The sequence below is a fragment of the Limnohabitans sp. genome (assembly GCF_017848645.1).
Lineage (GTDB): Bacteria > Pseudomonadota > Gammaproteobacteria > Burkholderiales > Burkholderiaceae_C > Limnohabitans_A.
In genome coordinates this window covers 1-15289 of the sequence record NZ_JAFEIF010000045.1, presented here as the reverse complement: position 1 = coordinate 15289, position 15289 = coordinate 1, and the positions used below count along the sequence as shown (strand labels likewise).

Here is a 15289-nt window from a genome sequence, read left to right as displayed (position 1 = left end):
CCGCCGACGCCCACGCCACAACCGACCCCTCCACCGCCGCCAGTCGCGCCAGCGCCGCCTCCTGCAGCAGCGACACCCAGCCCAGCACCACCTGCCCAAGTGCCCCGAGCCGAGGTGGCTGTTGGGCCCAGCACCGCGCCCGCACAGGCCATCACGGCCGTGCCCAGCAGCAATCCACAACCCGCACCCGCCGTCGCAACTGCGCCTGCGGCCCCGGCACGCGCTGCACCGCCCACGCGCACCCCTGCCAGCGTCAGCGCTGCCCAATGCGACAAACCCGACTACCCCAGCGCATCGCGGCGCATGGAAGAAGAAGGCACCGTGAGCCTGCGCTTTTTGGTCGGGGTCGATGGCAAAGTGATCCAGTCCGAGATCGAAAAGAGCTCGGGCTTCAAACGCCTGGATGAAGCCGCCCGTGCGGGTTTGTCCAAATGCCGATTCCAGCCCGCCACCGTGGACGGCCGCCCTGAGCAAGCATGGGCCAGCATGAAATACACCTGGCGGCTCGAATGAGCCACCCCCGCACACCCACGAACACGCCCCCACAGCCACGACCCAAGGAGTCCCACCCGATGCGCACCCCCATTCAACTCACTCTGGTTAGCCTGAGCCTGTCGACTGCTTTGCTCAGCGGCGCGGCCTGGGCCAACACCTCCACGGCGGCGTCCCCCGCTGCATCTGCTGCTGTTGCAGCACCTGCCACCACAGCCACACTGGGTACTCCGGCCAGCCCGGCCACGGCCGCAGCCAGCACCACAGTCCCAAACGGCGAAGTCATCGACAACCCCTACGGCCTGGGCGCGCTGTGGGCGCAGGGCGATGCCGTGGCCAAGATCACGCTGCTGATTTTGGTGCTCATGAGCGTGGGCAGTTGGTACGTGATCTTCACCAAGTTCCTCGAACAATCACGCATGCGCAAGCATGGCCAGGCCGCTCAGGGTGACTTCTGGACCGCGGCCAGCCTGCGCCAGGCCGCGGATGGGCTCGACGCCGCCAGCCCCTACCGCTTCATCGTCGAAAAAGGACTGGAGAGCGCCAACCGGCACGAGGGCCTGCTCAGCGCCGTGGACTTCAACACCTGGGTCAGCATGAGCCTGCAGCGCGCCCTGGGCACCATACAAAGCCGCTTGCAAGACGGCCTGGCGGTGCTGGCCACGGTGGGCTCCACCGCGCCCTTTGTGGGTTTGTTCGGTACCGTTTGGGGCATCTACCATGCGCTGGTCAAGATCGGCATGTCGGGCCAGGCCAGCATCGACAAAGTGGCTGGCCCCGTGGGTGAAGCCTTGATCATGACCGCCATCGGCTTGGCCGTGGCGGTGCCGGCGGTCTTGGGCTACAACTGGCTGGTGCGCCGCAACAAGGCGGTGATGGAAGAAGTCAACGCCTTTGGGGCAGACCTGCACGCCGTGCTGCTGTCTTCGGCCAAAAAATAACCCGCCACACCGGAGACTGCGCCATGGCCATGCACATCGGCACCGAGTCCGAAGACGACATCATGAGCACCATCAACACCACGCCCCTGGTGGACGTGATGCTGGTGCTGCTGATCATTTTCCTGATCACTATTCCCGTGGTGACCACCTCCATCCAGGTCAATTTACCGCAGGAAAAAAACCAGGTGCGCCAAACCTTGCCGGAAAACCTGATCATTTCGGTGAACAAGTCCGGACAGATTTTTTTGTACGACACCCCGATGAAAGACGCGGCTGATTTGCGTGAGCGGCTGAAGAAGTTTTCGGTGCTGCAACCCCAGCCTGAAGTGCACATTCGAGGCGATGCACAAAGCGACTTTGCTGCCGTCGGGCAGGTCATGAACGCTGTGCAACGCGCAGGCATCGCGAAAGTCGGCTTCATCACCGACCCGGGGAACTGACATGAAACCGAGCACCGGCTTTCTGAGCCACCAGCCCCCCAGCCTGAGCCCGCCCGAAGAAGACGAGTTGATGATGGACATCAACACCACCCCGCTGATCGACGTGATGCTTGTGCTGCTGATCATGCTGATCATCACCATCCCCCCGCAATTGCACGCGGTCAACCTGGATATGCCCGTGGCCAACGCCGCGCCACCACCCACACCGCCGCAGGTCATTCGCATCGACATCGATGCCAACTCGGTGATCTCGTGGAACGGACAGGCCTTGGCGGATCGTGTGGCTTTGCAGGGCCAGTTGAGCCAGGCCGCTGCACTGCAGCCCCAGCCCGAGTTGCACATCCGATCGCACCCCCAAGCCAAATACGAAGCCACGGCCGCCGTGCTGGCCGGTGCCCAACGGCAAGGCTTGAACAAGCTGGGCATTTTGGGCACCGAAAAGTTCGGCAACTGAACGGCTGCTGGCTTTCATCCGGGTTTGACAGGCGTGCACCTCGCCCATCGCCCACTGGGTGGGCTGCTACCCCAAGACAGGTCATCAACCCGGTGACACCGAGTACAGAACAAAAAGCCCGACCAGGTCGGGCTTATGAAAGTGAGCCTGGTGGCTGTCAGTCGGCGTACTTGCCAGCCGCATCCACAGCAGCCTTGATCTTCACCATCTCGGCGGCCACGAACTTCTTGTGCTCGGCCGGGTCGGTGCGGTTGTCGGTCACCACGAGGGCACCCAAGGCTTCGTTCTTCTTGATGAACTCTGGGTCTTTCAGGGCCTTCTTCAGGGTGTCATTGAGCAGCTTGGTGACCGCTGCTGGCGTGCCTTTGGGGGCATACAGGCCGTGCCAGATGGTCAGATTGAAGTTTTTCATGCCCATCTCTTGCAAGCTGGGGTAATGCTTGAGCACGGGGTGTGTGCTCAGGGGCTTGGCCGTGGTCACGGCAAAAGCCTTCACGCGGCCACCTTCGATCTGGGCGGTGGTGTTGGTGGTCTGGTCACACATCATGTCCACCTGGCCGCCGATCAAGGCGGTCATGGCGGGCGCGGTGCCGCCAAACGGGATGGTGGTCATGGCTTCCTTGGTCTGGACGTTGGACTGCCACAGCAGGCCACAGATGTGCGAGGCGGAGCCCAAACCTGCATGGGCGATGTTCAGTTTGCCCGCGTTGGCGCGGATGTAGTTTTCAAAGTCGCGGTAGGTGTTGGCGGGCAATTGGGGCTTGCCGATCAGCGTCATGGGCACGTCGTTGACCATGCCCAGGAACTCGAAGTCTTCCAGCGGCTTGTAGCCAATCTTGCGGTACAAGGCGGGAGTGGCCGCCATGCCGATGTGGAACAGCAACAGGGTGTGGCCATCGGGGTTGGCCTTGGCCACCTTGGTGGCACCGATCGTGCCGCCAGCGCCCGCAGCGTTTTCGACCACAAAGTTGCTGCCCGGGATGAGCTTGCGCATGGCTTCCGCCAAGTCGCGGGCCACGCGGTCGGTTGGACCGCCCGCCGTGAACGGCACCACGATGGACACCGGCTTGTTACCGGGATAGGTCTGGGCGTGAGCCCCCATAGAGACTGCTGCCAAGGTGGCGAGTGCGATCCATTGCTTCATTGACAAACTCCTAAAAATGACTGGGTATTTTAAAACCACCAGAGTGTCGTCAAATCGCGGAAATTACCTAGCCACCAACCCTTGTATGTCCTTGTTTTCAAAAAGGATTTGACGGGCCCCCAGATGCCCCCAAAGCGTGCAAGGAGCACCCAAAACCGAAGCGTCAGCCTCTGGTCACGACCCCCAGCAATTATTGGTAGCTGCGGGCGTCTTCGATCACTTTGCCATCGTTGGCCAAGCTGCCCTGCGCCACCAGATGGACTTCGCCACGCAACTTGGTCACGTCGCGCACCGCATCGGCCACACGGGTTTTGAGGCCTTCATCAGTGAGCAATCCCGTCTCGACATGCAGCGCCATCTGGTCGTTGGCCATCTCGCCGGTCACCACCAAACGCGCCTTGCTCACTTCAGGGAAGCGCTTGACGATTTCGGCCACCTGGCCGGGGTGCACAAACATGCCCCGGATCTTGGTGGTCTGGTCGGCCCGGCCCATCCAGCCCTTGATGCGCTGTCCGGTGCGGCCGGTAGGGCAAGTGCCGGGCAGGATGGCCGACAAGTCGCCCGTGCCAAAACGGATCAGCGGGTAGTCGGGGTTGAGCGTGGTGATGACCAGCTCGCCCACCTCGCCCTCGGGCACCGGGTCACCGGTGCCAGGGCGCACGATCTCGACGATCACACCTTCGTCCAGCACCAGGCCTTCACGCGAGGCGGTTTCGTAAGCGATCAGGCCCACATCGGCCGTGGCATAGCACTGGTAGGCGTCCACGCCGTGAGCCGTCATCCAGTCACGCAGGCTGGGCGGAAAGGCCTCGCCCGAGACCAGTGCCTTGCGCAGGCTGGGCAGGGCCACACCCATTTCGGCGGCTTTTTCGAGGATGATTTTCAGGAAACTGGGCGTGCCAATGTAGCCCGCAGGCTGCAGCTCGGCCATGGCGCCCACTTGCTGCTCGGTCTGGCCAATGCCGCCCGGGAACACGGTGCAGCCCAAGGCATGGGCACCGGTTTCCATCATGGAGCCCGCAGGCGTGAAGTGGTAGCTGAAGCAGTTGTGGATCAACTCGCCTGGGCGAAAGCCGGCTGCAAACATGGTGCGGGCCATGCGCCAGTAATCGGCGCGGGTGCCTTCGGGCTCATAAATCGTGCCGGGGCTGGCAAACACGCGGGTCATGCCTTGCCCAAAGCCTAGCGTGCTGAATCCACCAAACACATTGCCACCCGAGGCACGCGCAGCTTTTTGACGCTCCAGCAGTTCGTATTTGCGGATGACCGGCAGCGTGGCCAAAGCGGACCGGCTGTTGACGCTGGCGGCATCGACATCGCGCAGCAACTCGGCAAAGGCGGGGGCATGGGCCTTGGCGTGTGCAATTTGTGCGGGCAAGGCGGCCATCAGGGCGGCTTCACGCGCTTGCGGGCTGCGGGTTTCCAGTGCGTCAAAGTGCTGGCTCATGGGGACTTTCCGGGGGTACTGCTGAGGAAAACGGGGCGGACCAAGACTCAAGCCAACCAGCGCTTGCGGCGCTTGTAGCTCTTCACGTCCTTGAAGCTCTTGCGTTCACCACCGCCCATGCCCAAATAAAACTCTTTCACATCTTCGTTGGTGCGCAGGTCTTCGGCCGCGCCGTCCATCACGATGCGGCCCGACTCCATGATGTAGCCATAGTCAGCGTATTTAAGGGCCATGTTGGTGTTCTGCTCAGCGATCAGGAAGGTCACTTTTTCCTTCTCGTTCAGGTCCTTGACGATGTTGAACACTTCTTCCACGATCTGCGGGGCCAAGCCCATGGAAGGCTCGTCCAAAAGCACCATATTGGGGTTGGTCATCAGGGCGCGGCCAATGGCACACATTTGCTGCTCACCGCCCGAGGTGTAGGCCGCTTGCGAGGTGCGGCGGGTCTTCAGGCGTGGGAAATAGGTGTAGACCTTGTCCAGATTGGCCGCGATCTCGCCCTTGTCGGTGCGGGTGTAGCTGCCGGTCATCAGGTTTTCTTCGATGGTCAGGTGGGCAAAGCAGTGACGGCCTTCCATGACCTGCACCACGCCCCGGTTCACCAGGTCGGCAGGCGACAGGTTTTCGATGCGCTCGCCACGCAGCTCGATCGAACCCTTGGTCACCTCGCCGCGCTCGCCTTGCAGCAAGTTGGAGATGGCCCGCAGCGTGGTGGTCTTGCCCGCGCCGTTGCCGCCCAGCAAAGCCACAATGCCTTGCTCGGGCACCTGCAGGGACACGCCCTTGAGCACCAGAATGACGTGGTTGTAAATGACCTCGATGCCGTTGACGTTCAGAACAATGTTTTTGTCGCTCATGGACTGTGCCTTTTCAAATTCTGGGGTTCAAGCCAAATGAAACCGCTGCACGCAAGGGTTTCATTTGGCAGCTGCCGATGGCGCAAACCACCGCGCAGCTGCAGCCCGCCGCTTGCGCAGCGGGCTGTTCACCGATCAGGACTGGCAATCCGCAGGGGTGCGGCGTGTGATCTTCTTCTCGGCGGCGTACTTGTCGGCAGCGGCTTTCACCATGGGCTTGATGATCTGCTCATCGGCCTGGTACCAGTCGCTGGAGAATTGCCACTTGGCGCCGTCCCATGTGTGGATACGCGCCCAGTTGGCACCCATGTGGTCAGCGCAAGACGTGGAGATCGGACGCAACACACCCTTGAAGCCCAGGGCATCGAGCTTGGGCTGGGTCAGGTTCAGGTTTTCATAACCCCAGCGTGCTTGCTCGCCGGTCATGACTTTGCCCTTGCCGTACTTCTCTTGGGCTTGACGCACACCTTCCACCGCGAACATGGCGCTGAACAAACCGCGCATGTACAGCACTTCGCCCACTTCATCCTTGGGGCCGGTGCCCTGGCCTTTGGCGTGCAACTTCTCCAGCACTTCCTTCACAATCGCAGAGCCCTTTTCGGTGCCGTGCTGCATGGTGATGGCGTTGTAGCCCTTGGCGCCCATGCCGATGTCCTTGACATCAGGCTCGGCACCTGCCCACCACACGCCCCAGATGTTTTCACGGGGGTAGCCGGTGGCTTGAGCTTCCTTGAGCAAGGTGGAGTTCATCACACCCCAGCCCCAGTTGACCACGTAGTCAGGGCGGTCGCGGCGAATCTGCAGCCAGGTTGATTTTTGTTCCACGCCAGGGTGGGTCACGGGCAGCAGGCTCAGCTTGAAGCCGTGCATGGCAGCACGCTCTTGCAGAATCGGGATGGCTTCTTTGCCGAATGGGCTGTCGTGGTAGACCAGCGCGATGTGCTTGCCCTTGAGCTTGTCAACACCACCGGCTCGCTTGGCAATGTCCTGGACGATGACGTCACCGGCCACCCAGTACGTGCCTGCCAAGGGGAAGTTCCACTTGAACACGCCGCCGTCAGCCGACTCGCTGCGGCCGTAACCTGCAGTGATCAAGGGGATCTTGTCGCCAGGGGCTTTTTCAGTCAGGGCGAAGGTGATACCCGTCGACAAAGGCTGGAACACGGTCGCGCCGCCGTTCTTGCCCTTCAGGCGCTCGTAGCATTCCACGCCGCGGTCTGTGGCGTAGGCGGTTTCGCACTCTTCAAAGCTGACCTTCACGCCGTTGATGCCGCCGCGGGCATTGACCAGCTTGAGGTAGTCGACATAGCCGTTGGCAAAGGGCACGCCATTGGGGGCGTATGCGCCGGTGCGGTAGACCAGCACGGGGAAAAACTGCTCTTTGGTTTGGGCCGTGGCCACGGTGCTGACCAGCGCACTGGCAAGACCGGCAGCCGCCACCGTGGTGGCCAGAACGAGTTGACGAAGCTTCATGGTTTGTCTCCTGTTAAAAAAGGGAAGCACTGGGGGTAAAAAAACACTCGGAAAAAATCGCTGCACATCAGTGCGGGAAGGGCCAGAGGCGCAACTTTTGCTTGGCCACCGACCACAGTTTGGCCAGACCATGCGGCTCCACAATCAGGAACCACACAATCAGGGCACCAAAAATCATGAACTCGGTGTGCGAGACGGCCGCGGTCGAAATGTTGACGCCCACCATGTCACCCACCGCAGGCAGAAACTGGTTCAGGAAAATCGGCAAGATCACGATGAAGGCCGCACCAAAGAAGCTGCCCATGATGGAGCCCATGCCGCCGATGATGACCATGAACAAGAGCTGGAAAGAGCGGTCAATCGAGAAGGCCGCTGGCTCCCAAGAACCCAGATGCACAAAGCCCCACAGGCCGCCCGCCACGCCGACTATGAATGAGCTCACGGCAAAAGCGCTGAGCTTGGCGTACACCGGCCGAATCCCGATCACGGCCGCCGCCACGTCCATGTCGCGGATGGCCATCCACTCACGGCCAATGGCCGAGCGCACCAGATTTTTGGCCAGCAAACCAAACACGACCAAGAAGACCAGACAGAACAGGTACTTTTGCAGTGGGGTATCGATGGCCCAACCAAACACATTCAGGTTGGACACCGAAACCGAGCCCGAGGCATTGTTGTTGGTGAACCAGCCCACACGCAAGAAGGCCCAATCACAAAAGAACTGCGCCGCCAGCGTGGCCACAGCCAAATACAGGCCTTTGACGCGCAAGCTGGGAATACCAAAGAACATGCCCACCAAGGTCGCAAAAAAGCCCCCGGCCAGCAGCGCCACGATCAAGGGCATGCCCTCGACGCGGATGTAGGTGTTGTAGGCCATGTAGGCTCCAACCGCCATGAAAGCGCCCGAACCCAGCGAAATCTGACCGCAGTAACCGACCAGGATGTTCACCCCCAAAGCCGCCAAAGACAGGATGAGGAAGGGGATCAGGATGGCACGGAACATGTACTCATCGACGAGGAATGGCACACCGATGAAGGCGAAGGCGATCAGCGCCAGGATGGCCCAGCGGTCTTGCGCAATGGCAAAGATCTGCTGGTCGCTGCGGTAAGAGGTCTTGTACTGACCGTTTTCTCTGTAAAACATGTTTTTCTCTCCTTACACGCGGTCGATGATTTTTTCGCCGAACAGGCCTTGCGGACGGAACAGCAAGAACACCAGCGCCAGCACATAAGCAAACCAGATTTCGATGCCGCCGCCCACATAGGGTCCTAGGTACACCTCGGACAGTTTCTCACCCACACCGATGATCAGGCCGCCGATGATGGCGCCGGGCACCGAAGTCAGGCCACCCAAAATGATCACGGGCAAAGCACGCAAAGCCACGGTGGTCAGCGAGAACTGCACGCCCATCTTGGAGCCCCAGATGATGCCGGCCACCAAGGCGGTGATGCCGGCCACGAACCAGACGATCACCCAGATGCGGTTGAGCGGGATGCCAATCGACTGCGCCGCTTGGTGGTCATCGGCCACCGCACGCAGGGCGCGGCCCGTGCTGGTCTTTTGGAAGAACAGCGACAACACCACCACCAGCAAAGCCGCGATACAGGCCGCATACACGTCTTCGAGGTTGACCAGCACGCCGCCGGGGAAAACCGAGTCGAACAGGAACACCGGGTCTTTGGGCATGCCCACGTCGATCTTGTAGATGTCACTGCCAAAGATGGTCTGACCCAAACCATCCAGGAAATAGGTGATGCCCAAGGTGGCCATCAGCAAGGTCACGCCTTCCTGGTTGACCAAGTGGCGCAGCACCAGGCGCTCGATCAGCCAGGCCAGCATGAACATGATGGCAGCCGCCAGCACAAAGGCGATCAGGTTGCCCAGGAACTTGTCTTCAATGCCCAGCCAGCCGGGGACCCATTCGGAAAAACGCGCCATGGCCAAAGCCGCGAACAACACCATCGCGCCTTGCGCGAAGTTGAACACGCCCGAGGCCTTGAAAATCAGCACAAAGCCCAGCGCCACCAGCGCATAGAGCATGCCGGCCATGAGACCGCCAAAAAGAGCTTCCAGGAAAAATGCCATGTCTTGTTCTCCTCAGTGGCTGGTGCCCAGATAGGCACTGATCACTTCTTCGTTGTTGCGCACTTCTTCGGGAGTCCCGTCGCCGATTTTTTTGCCGTAGTCCAGCACCACCACGCGGTCCGAAATGTCCATCACCACGCCCATGTCGTGCTCGATCAGCACGATGGTCGAGCCGAACTCGTCGTTCACATCCAGAATGAAGCGGCACATGTCCTGCTTTTCTTCCATGTTCATGCCGGCCATGGGTTCGTCGAGCAAAAGCACCTTGGGCTCCATGGCCAGGGCGCGGCCCAAATCGACCCGCTTTTGCAAGCCATAAGGCAGTTGGCCCACCGGCGTTTTACGGAAGGCCTGGATTTCCAGAAAGTCGATGATGTGCTCGACAAATTCGCGATGCTCTTCTTCCTCACGCTGGGCGGGGCCGATGCGCAAAGCCTGCATGAACAGGTTGCTTTTGATGTGCAGGTTGCGGCCGGTCATGATGTTGTCGATCACGCTCATGCCCTTGAACAAAGCCAAGTTCTGGAAAGTACGGGCAATGCCCATCTCGGCCACTTGACGGCTGTTCATGTGGTCAAACTTTTGGCCACGGAAGGTGATGCTGCCCTCTTGCGGGGTGTACACCCCGTTGATGCAGTTGAGCATCGAGCTCTTGCCCGCGCCGTTGGGACCAATGATGGCCCGCACTTCGTGCTCGCGCACGTTGAACGAGATGTCGGTCAGCGCCTTCACGCCGCCGAAGCGCAAACTGATGTTGTTGACGTCCAGGATGACGTCGCCGATTTTCTTGGTCATGCTGCTGCCTTCACGGGTGTGAATGTTTTGGCGTCGGAAATCTTGAGCGTGGCGCTCACGCTGCCGGTGCGGCCGTCTTCAAACTTCACCACCGTCTCGATGAACTGCTCGGTCTTGCCTTCATACAGGCCATCGACCAGCGGTTTGTATTTGTCGGCGATGAAGCCGCGGCGGACCTTGTTGGTGCGGGTCAACTCGCCGTCGTCGGCGTCCAGTTCTTTGTGCAGGATCAAGAATCGCGAGACCTGGCTGCCAGCCAGCATGGCGTCTTCGGCCAGATCGGCGTTGACCTTTTCCACACACTCCTTGATGAGCTGGTACACCTCGGGCTTTTGTGCCAAGTCGGTGTAACCGGCATAGGGCAGGTTGCGGCGCTCGGCCCAGTTGCCCACGGCGTCAAAGTCGATGTTGAGCATCACGCACACTTTTTCGCGCTGGTCGCCATAGGCCACCACCTCTTTGATGTGCGGGAAGAACTTGAGTTTGTTCTCGACGTACTTGGGCGCAAACATCGCGCCGTCGTTGGCACCGCCCTGGATGCGGCCCACGTCTTTGACGCGGTCGATGATCTTCAAGTGACCATGGCTGTCGATGAAACCCGCGTCGCTGGTGTGGTACCAGCCGTCGGCCGTCAACACTTCGTCTGTGGCCTTCTGGTTTTTGTAGTAACCCTTGAGCAAGCCGGGCGACTTGACCATGATCTCGCCGTTGTCGGCGACCTTGATTTCCACGCCCTTGCAGGGCACACCCACGGTGTCGGCACGCGCTTCGTTGTCGGGCTGCAGGCACACAAACACGGCGGTTTCGGTCGAGCCGTACAGCTGCTTGATGTTCACACCAATCGAGCGGAAAAAGGTGAACAAATCGGGGCCAATCGCTTCGCCTGCGGTGTAGGCCACACGCACGCGACTGAAACCCATGTTGTTGCGCAAGGGGCCATAGACCATGAGGTTGCCCAAGCCGTACACCAGTCGGTCCATGAAGCCGACCGATTGGCCGTCCATCAAGGCGGGGCCGACTTTTTTGGCCACACCCATGAAGTGGTGAAACAGCTTGCGCTTGAGGCTGCCCGCGTCTTCCATGCGGATCATCACGCTGGTGAGCATGCCCTCGAACACACGAGGGGGCGCAAAGTAATAAGTGGGGCCAATCTCTTTGAGGTCGATGGTCACGGTGGACGAGGACTCTGGGCAATTGACCACATAACCGCACACCAGCCACTGCGCGTAGCTGAAGATGTTCTGGCCGATCCAGGCGGGCGGCATGTAGGCCAGCACGTCTTCGGCGCTGGTCAGCTTGTCAAACTCGGCGCCCGCTTCGGCGCGGTCGATCAAGGAGCTGTGCGTGTGCACCACGCCCTTGGGGTTGCCCGTGGTGCCCGAGGTGAAGAACATCGCCGCCACATCGGTGTAGACCGCTTTTTCAACTTCTTCGCTGAAAAACTGCGGATGCTGCTGCGCAAACACCCCGCCTGCAGCAATCAGCTCTTCGAGCGAGCCCAAGCCGTCTTCGGTGTACTTGCGCAAGCCGCGTGGATCGTCGTAATAAATGTGCGTCAGCTGCGGGCACTGCTCGCGCACTTCCAGCATCTTGTCGACCTGCTCCTGGTCTTCCACCACGGCAAAGCGCACTTCGGCGTTGGTGATGGGGAAAACGCATTCGGCAGCGGCCGCATCTTGGTACAGCGGCACAGGAATCGCGCCCAGTGACTGCGCGGCCAGCATGGTGGCGTACAAACGCGGGCGGTTGGAGCCGACCACGATCAGGTGCTCGCCGCGCTGCAAGCCTGCCTGGTGCAAACCGCAGGCCACGGACTGGACCAAGCGGGCCAGATCCGACCAGCTGGTGGTTTGCCAAATGCCATATTCCTTCTCGCGCAGAGCGGGCGCCGTGGGGCGCTCGGCAGCATGCTTGAGCATCAAACGGGGAAACGTTGTTTGCATGACCTGACCTGTCTCCAAAAACGGTGCATTGAATGCAATGCGACTGAACTGGGCCGGATGTTAGGCATTCATTTGACGTCAAGTTGTCGTTTGGACGACAATTCAGGGAAGACCCCTAGCCCATCTGACCACTTCCTGACGATCCACCCATCCGACATGGCACCCGAAAGAAGCGTTTACCAGCGCCGCCGCGCACCCACCGAGGCGGAACTTCAAATGATCCCGTGGCTGCACCTGCTGCGCCCACAAGAGCGCCTGGAAATCGTGCCGCAGCTGGTGGTGAGTGACCCGCAGGTGGGCGACTACGTGTGCCGTGTGGGGCGCCCCGTGACCTACTGGTTTGGTGTGATCTCGGGCCTGCTCAAAATGAGCAGCGACAACGAAAGCGGCCAGACCATGACCTTCACTGGCGTGCCACCCGGCGGCTGGTTTGGCGAGGGCACGGCGCTCAAGCGCGAGGTCTACCGCTACAACATCCAGCCGCTGCGCCCCAGCGTGGTGGCAGGCCTGCCGCTGGAGACTTTTCACTGGCTGATCGACCACTCGCTGGGTTTTAACCGCTTCATCATGCAGCAGCTCAACGAGCGGCTGGGCCAATTCATCGCGGCACGCGAACTCGACCGCATGACCAACCCCGAGCTGCGCCTGGCCCGGCACCTGGCCACCTTGTTCAACCCGGTGCTGTTTTCCGGCGTGGGCGAGGTGCTGCGCATCACCCAGCAAGAGCTGGCCTACTTGGTGGGCTTATCACGCCAGCGTGTGAACGAAGCGCTGCGCGTGCTCGAGGCGCGTGAGCTCATCCGCATCGAGTACGGCGGGCTGCGCATCCTGGATTTGCAGGGGCTGCGCACGGCCTCTTTTTAAAGCTTGCGGCCTTGTCATTTGTGCGACCCAAAACCAATTGTCCTCAGCAATAACCCTGTACGCATGGGTATTTGACGCGACTACGCTCCAGCCAGTTCTTTCGTCAACTTTTCAGGAGCTTTTAGGATGTTCAAGAAAATTGCAGTGTGCGCCGCCTTGGTGTCGATCGGCCTGGGTCAAACCATGGCCCAAACAGCGGCACCTGCCGCCCCCCCGCCGGCATGGAAACAAGGCATGCCTGCCGACATGGCCAACTCCACCCTGGCCCCCCTGGCAGGCAAGCTGACGGTCACCCCAGCGGCCGACATCCCCCTGAACAAACTCAAACTGCCGCCAGGCTTCAAGATCGAAATCTGGTCTACCGGCACACCTGGCGTGCGTGCCATGAGCCGTGGCGAAGGCGGCAAAATTTACGCGGGCACCCGCGGCCTGGGCCGCGTTTACGAAATCAGCGACAACGGCCAAGAACGCACCAGCCGCGTGCTGGTCGACAAGCTGAACCAACCCGCTGTCACCATGCACAAGGGCAATCTGTACGTCATGGCCATTGACAAAGTGCTGCGCTATGACGGCATCGAAGCCAACCCCAACGCCCAGCCGGTCGACATGACCGCCGCCTTCAAGTTGCCCCCGCTGCAACACCACAACTGGAAATACCTGAGCTTTGGACCAGACGGCAAGCTGTATGTGCCTTTTGGCGCCCCATGCAACATCTGCGAGCCCGGTGCTGAATACGCTCAGATCCGCCGCTACAACGCCGATGGCTCGGGCATGGAAGTGATCGCCACCGGCGTGCGCAACACAGTGGGCTTTGACTGGCACCCCGTGACCAAAGAAATGTGGTTCAGTGACCACGGCCGCGACTGGATGGGCGACGACACCCCGGATGACGAACTCAACCGCATGTCCAAAACCGGTTTGAACTTCGGCTTCCCGTACTGCCATGCCAGCGGTGTTGCAGACCGCGACATCAAAAAAGACAAGCCTTGCGACGGCGTGACCTTGCCGGTCACCAACATGGGCCCTCACGCTGCGGTGATGGGTGTGACCTTCTACACCGGCAACATGTTCCCTGCCGAGTACAAGAACGCCCTGTTCGTGGCGCGCAAAGGCTCCTGGAACCGCACCAAAAAGCTGGGCTTTGACGTGGTGGCCGTCACCACCGATGCCGAAGGCAAGAACGTCAAGACCGCTCCCTTCCTGACCGGCTTCAAGGACGATGCGGACAACAGCTTCTGGGGCCGCCCCACTTACATGCTGCAAATGCCCGATGGTTCCATGCTGGTCTCGGACGAGCAACTGGGCGCCATCTACCGCATCTCGTATGCCAAGTAATGGCCCAATGGGCATCAGGGCGCTGGCAACAGCCGCCCTGATGTTGAGCTCTGGCGGAACCGTGCTGGCGCAGAACGCTGCGCCAGCCGTTTCAGGCACAGCCCAGGTCAACGCCAGCATCAAAGCCCCCGAACGTGCCGCCCAGTGCGTGGCTTGCCATGGACCGGGCGGTGTGTCGCAAATCCCGACCATCCCGTCATTGGCCGCCCAGCCTCGGGTTTTCATTGAAAACCAGCTGGTGTTGATCCGCGAAGGCCTGCGCGATGTGCCGGCCATGAAAGGCTCGCTCGACGGCGTGCCCGACGCCGAATTGACGGCACTGGCCCGCTACTTCTCAGCACAACCGGCCCCGGCCATCGCCAAAGGTCCAGTCGATGCCCAAAGCTTTCAGCGTGGCAAGGACCTGGCCAAGGCGGCCCTGTGCGGCACCTGCCACCTGCCCGCCCACCAAGGGCGCGACCAGGTGCCGCGACTGGCCAGCCAACAAGAGCAGTTCTTGCGTGACGTGATGAAGGAGTACCGGGACAAACCCGGCCCCGGCCGCGACACCGTCATGGCTGCAGCGCTCTACGGCATCAACGATGCGCAACTCAAGGACCTGGCGCACTTTTTCGCGCACAGCCCTTGAATGGGTGCTGCTAAAAAAAGGGACAATGGGCACCCTGCCGCATTGGCCCTTTTTTGACCCTGCTCACCCATGACCCAGCCCCCCGCTTTCAAACGCGCCCCCCGCCCCGAAGGCAAGGGCGAAGCCGCCACGCCCAGCGGCACCTCGCGCCTGAACAAACGCATGGCCGAGCTGCGCATGTGCTCGCGCCGCGAGGCCGATGCCTGGATCGAGCAAGGCTGGGTGTTCGTCAACGGCCAGCCCGCCAGCATGGGCCAGCAGGTCACGCTGTCGGACCGCATCACCGTCGACAAAGCCGCTGAACAGCAGCAAGACCGGCAAGTCACCATCTTGCTGCACAAGCCCATGGGCTATGTGAGCGGCCAGGCCGAAGACGGACACGAGCCCGCC

The 15289-nt window shown here is 61.0% G+C and carries 16 protein-coding genes; 8 read left to right on the top strand and 8 right to left on the bottom strand.

The genetic code is table 11. The features are described from left to right. From QZ190_RS10455 to QZ190_RS10440, 4 genes are all read left to right on the top strand, one after another. Positions 1-513: energy transducer TonB (locus tag QZ190_RS10455; RefSeq protein ID WP_291915861.1), on the top strand; the 513-nt coding region annotated here is incomplete at its 5' end. 59 nt (positions 514-572) lie between these two features. Next, positions 573-1433, top strand: coding sequence for a MotA/TolQ/ExbB proton channel family protein (locus QZ190_RS10450; protein WP_291915858.1), 861 nt, complete (start codon positions 573-575; stop codon positions 1431-1433). Positions 1434-1456: 23 nt separating this feature from the next. Continuing rightward, positions 1457-1873, top strand: a complete 417-nt coding sequence (locus QZ190_RS10445; RefSeq protein WP_291915855.1) for a biopolymer transporter ExbD — start codon at positions 1457-1459, stop codon at positions 1871-1873. Between the two features lies 1 nt (position 1874). After that, complete coding sequence (locus tag QZ190_RS10440; RefSeq protein ID WP_291915852.1) at positions 1875-2327, top strand: biopolymer transporter ExbD; 453 nt, start codon at positions 1875-1877, stop codon at positions 2325-2327. A gap of 157 nt (positions 2328-2484) precedes the next feature. On the opposite strand, the gene QZ190_RS10435 is transcribed toward QZ190_RS10440, so the two are convergent. From QZ190_RS10435 to QZ190_RS10400, 8 genes are all read right to left on the bottom strand, one after another. Beyond that, entirely contained in the window at positions 2485-3471 is a 987-nt protein-coding gene (locus QZ190_RS10435) for a tripartite tricarboxylate transporter substrate-binding protein (protein WP_291915849.1), read from the bottom strand. A gap of 190 nt (positions 3472-3661) precedes the next feature. Beyond that, a complete protein-coding gene (locus QZ190_RS10430; RefSeq protein ID WP_291915847.1) occupies positions 3662-4918 on the bottom strand; it encodes a phenylacetate--CoA ligase family protein in 1257 nt (418 codons plus the stop codon). Positions 4919-4965: 47 nt separating this feature from the next. Next, a complete protein-coding gene (locus tag QZ190_RS10425; RefSeq protein WP_090138045.1) occupies positions 4966-5775 on the bottom strand; it encodes an ABC transporter ATP-binding protein in 810 nt (269 codons plus the stop codon). A 135-nt stretch (positions 5776-5910) separates the two neighbouring features. After that, positions 5911-7248, bottom strand: a complete 1338-nt coding sequence (locus tag QZ190_RS10420) for an ABC transporter substrate-binding protein (protein WP_291915841.1) — start codon at positions 7246-7248, stop codon at positions 5911-5913. 67 nt (positions 7249-7315) lie between these two features. Then, positions 7316-8392 carry a branched-chain amino acid ABC transporter permease gene (locus QZ190_RS10415; protein ID WP_291915838.1) on the bottom strand — a complete coding sequence of 359 codons (1077 nt, stop codon included), beginning with the start codon at positions 8390-8392 and terminating at the stop codon, positions 7316-7318. Between the two features lie 12 nt (positions 8393-8404). Further along, the gene (locus QZ190_RS10410; RefSeq protein ID WP_291915836.1) at positions 8405-9334 is read right to left on the bottom strand and encodes a branched-chain amino acid ABC transporter permease; all 930 of its coding nucleotides are present in this window, start codon (positions 9332-9334) and stop codon (positions 8405-8407) included. A 12-nt stretch (positions 9335-9346) separates the two neighbouring features. Further along, positions 9347-10129: an ABC transporter ATP-binding protein gene (locus QZ190_RS10405; protein ID WP_291915833.1), complete on the bottom strand. Its 783-nt coding sequence runs from the start codon at positions 10127-10129 to the stop codon at positions 9347-9349. Then, positions 10126-12072: a long-chain fatty acid--CoA ligase gene (locus QZ190_RS10400; protein WP_291915831.1), complete on the bottom strand. Its 1947-nt coding sequence runs from the start codon at positions 12070-12072 to the stop codon at positions 10126-10128. Before QZ190_RS10400 ends, QZ190_RS10405 begins: the two co-directional genes overlap by 4 nt. 156 nt (positions 12073-12228) lie before the next feature. On the opposite strand from QZ190_RS10400, the gene QZ190_RS10395 reads away from it, so the two are divergent. The 4 genes from QZ190_RS10395 to QZ190_RS10380 all read left to right on the top strand — a co-directional run. Beyond that, positions 12229-12936, top strand: a complete 708-nt coding sequence (locus QZ190_RS10395; protein ID WP_291915828.1) for a Crp/Fnr family transcriptional regulator — start codon at positions 12229-12231, stop codon at positions 12934-12936. 126 nt (positions 12937-13062) lie between these two features. After that, on the top strand, positions 13063-14271 hold the full coding sequence (locus tag QZ190_RS10390) for a PQQ-dependent sugar dehydrogenase (RefSeq protein ID WP_291915825.1): 1209 nt from the start codon (positions 13063-13065) through the stop codon (positions 14269-14271). 40 nt (positions 14272-14311) lie between these two features. Then, on the top strand, positions 14312-14899 hold the full coding sequence (locus QZ190_RS10385; protein ID WP_291915822.1) for a c-type cytochrome: 588 nt from the start codon (positions 14312-14314) through the stop codon (positions 14897-14899). Positions 14900-14968: 69 nt separating this feature from the next. Beyond that, the coding region (locus QZ190_RS10380) for a S4 domain-containing protein (protein WP_291915819.1) at positions 14969-15289 on the top strand (321 nt) is incomplete at its 3' end.

Bases quoted from the DNA above. Each gene is read 5' to 3' on its own strand.
- QZ190_RS10450 (WP_291915858.1), top strand. From the start codon at position 573: ATGCGCACCCCCATTCAACTCACTCTGGTTAGCCTGAGCCTGTCGACT.
- QZ190_RS10445 (WP_291915855.1), top strand. From the start codon at position 1,457: ATGGCCATGCACATCGGCACCGAGTCCGAAGACGACATCATGAGCACC.
- QZ190_RS10440 (WP_291915852.1), top strand. From the start codon at position 1,875: ATGAAACCGAGCACCGGCTTTCTGAGCCACCAGCCCCCCAGCCTGAGC.
- QZ190_RS10435 (WP_291915849.1), bottom strand. From the start codon at position 3,471: ATGAAGCAATGGATCGCACTCGCCACCTTGGCAGCAGTCTCTATGGGG.
- QZ190_RS10430 (WP_291915847.1), bottom strand. From the start codon at position 4,918: ATGAGCCAGCACTTTGACGCACTGGAAACCCGCAGCCCGCAAGCGCGT.
- QZ190_RS10425 (WP_090138045.1), bottom strand. From the start codon at position 5,775: ATGAGCGACAAAAACATTGTTCTGAACGTCAACGGCATCGAGGTCATT.
- QZ190_RS10420 (WP_291915841.1), bottom strand. From the start codon at position 7,248: ATGAAGCTTCGTCAACTCGTTCTGGCCACCACGGTGGCGGCTGCCGGT.
- QZ190_RS10415 (WP_291915838.1), bottom strand. From the start codon at position 8,392: ATGTTTTACAGAGAAAACGGTCAGTACAAGACCTCTTACCGCAGCGAC.
- QZ190_RS10410 (WP_291915836.1), bottom strand. From the start codon at position 9,334: ATGGCATTTTTCCTGGAAGCTCTTTTTGGCGGTCTCATGGCCGGCATG.
- QZ190_RS10405 (WP_291915833.1), bottom strand. From the start codon at position 10,129: ATGACCAAGAAAATCGGCGACGTCATCCTGGACGTCAACAACATCAGT.
- QZ190_RS10400 (WP_291915831.1), bottom strand. From the start codon at position 12,072: ATGCAAACAACGTTTCCCCGTTTGATGCTCAAGCATGCTGCCGAGCGC.
- QZ190_RS10395 (WP_291915828.1), top strand. From the start codon at position 12,229: ATGGCACCCGAAAGAAGCGTTTACCAGCGCCGCCGCGCACCCACCGAG.
- QZ190_RS10390 (WP_291915825.1), top strand. From the start codon at position 13,063: ATGTTCAAGAAAATTGCAGTGTGCGCCGCCTTGGTGTCGATCGGCCTG.
- QZ190_RS10385 (WP_291915822.1), top strand. From the start codon at position 14,312: ATGTTGAGCTCTGGCGGAACCGTGCTGGCGCAGAACGCTGCGCCAGCC.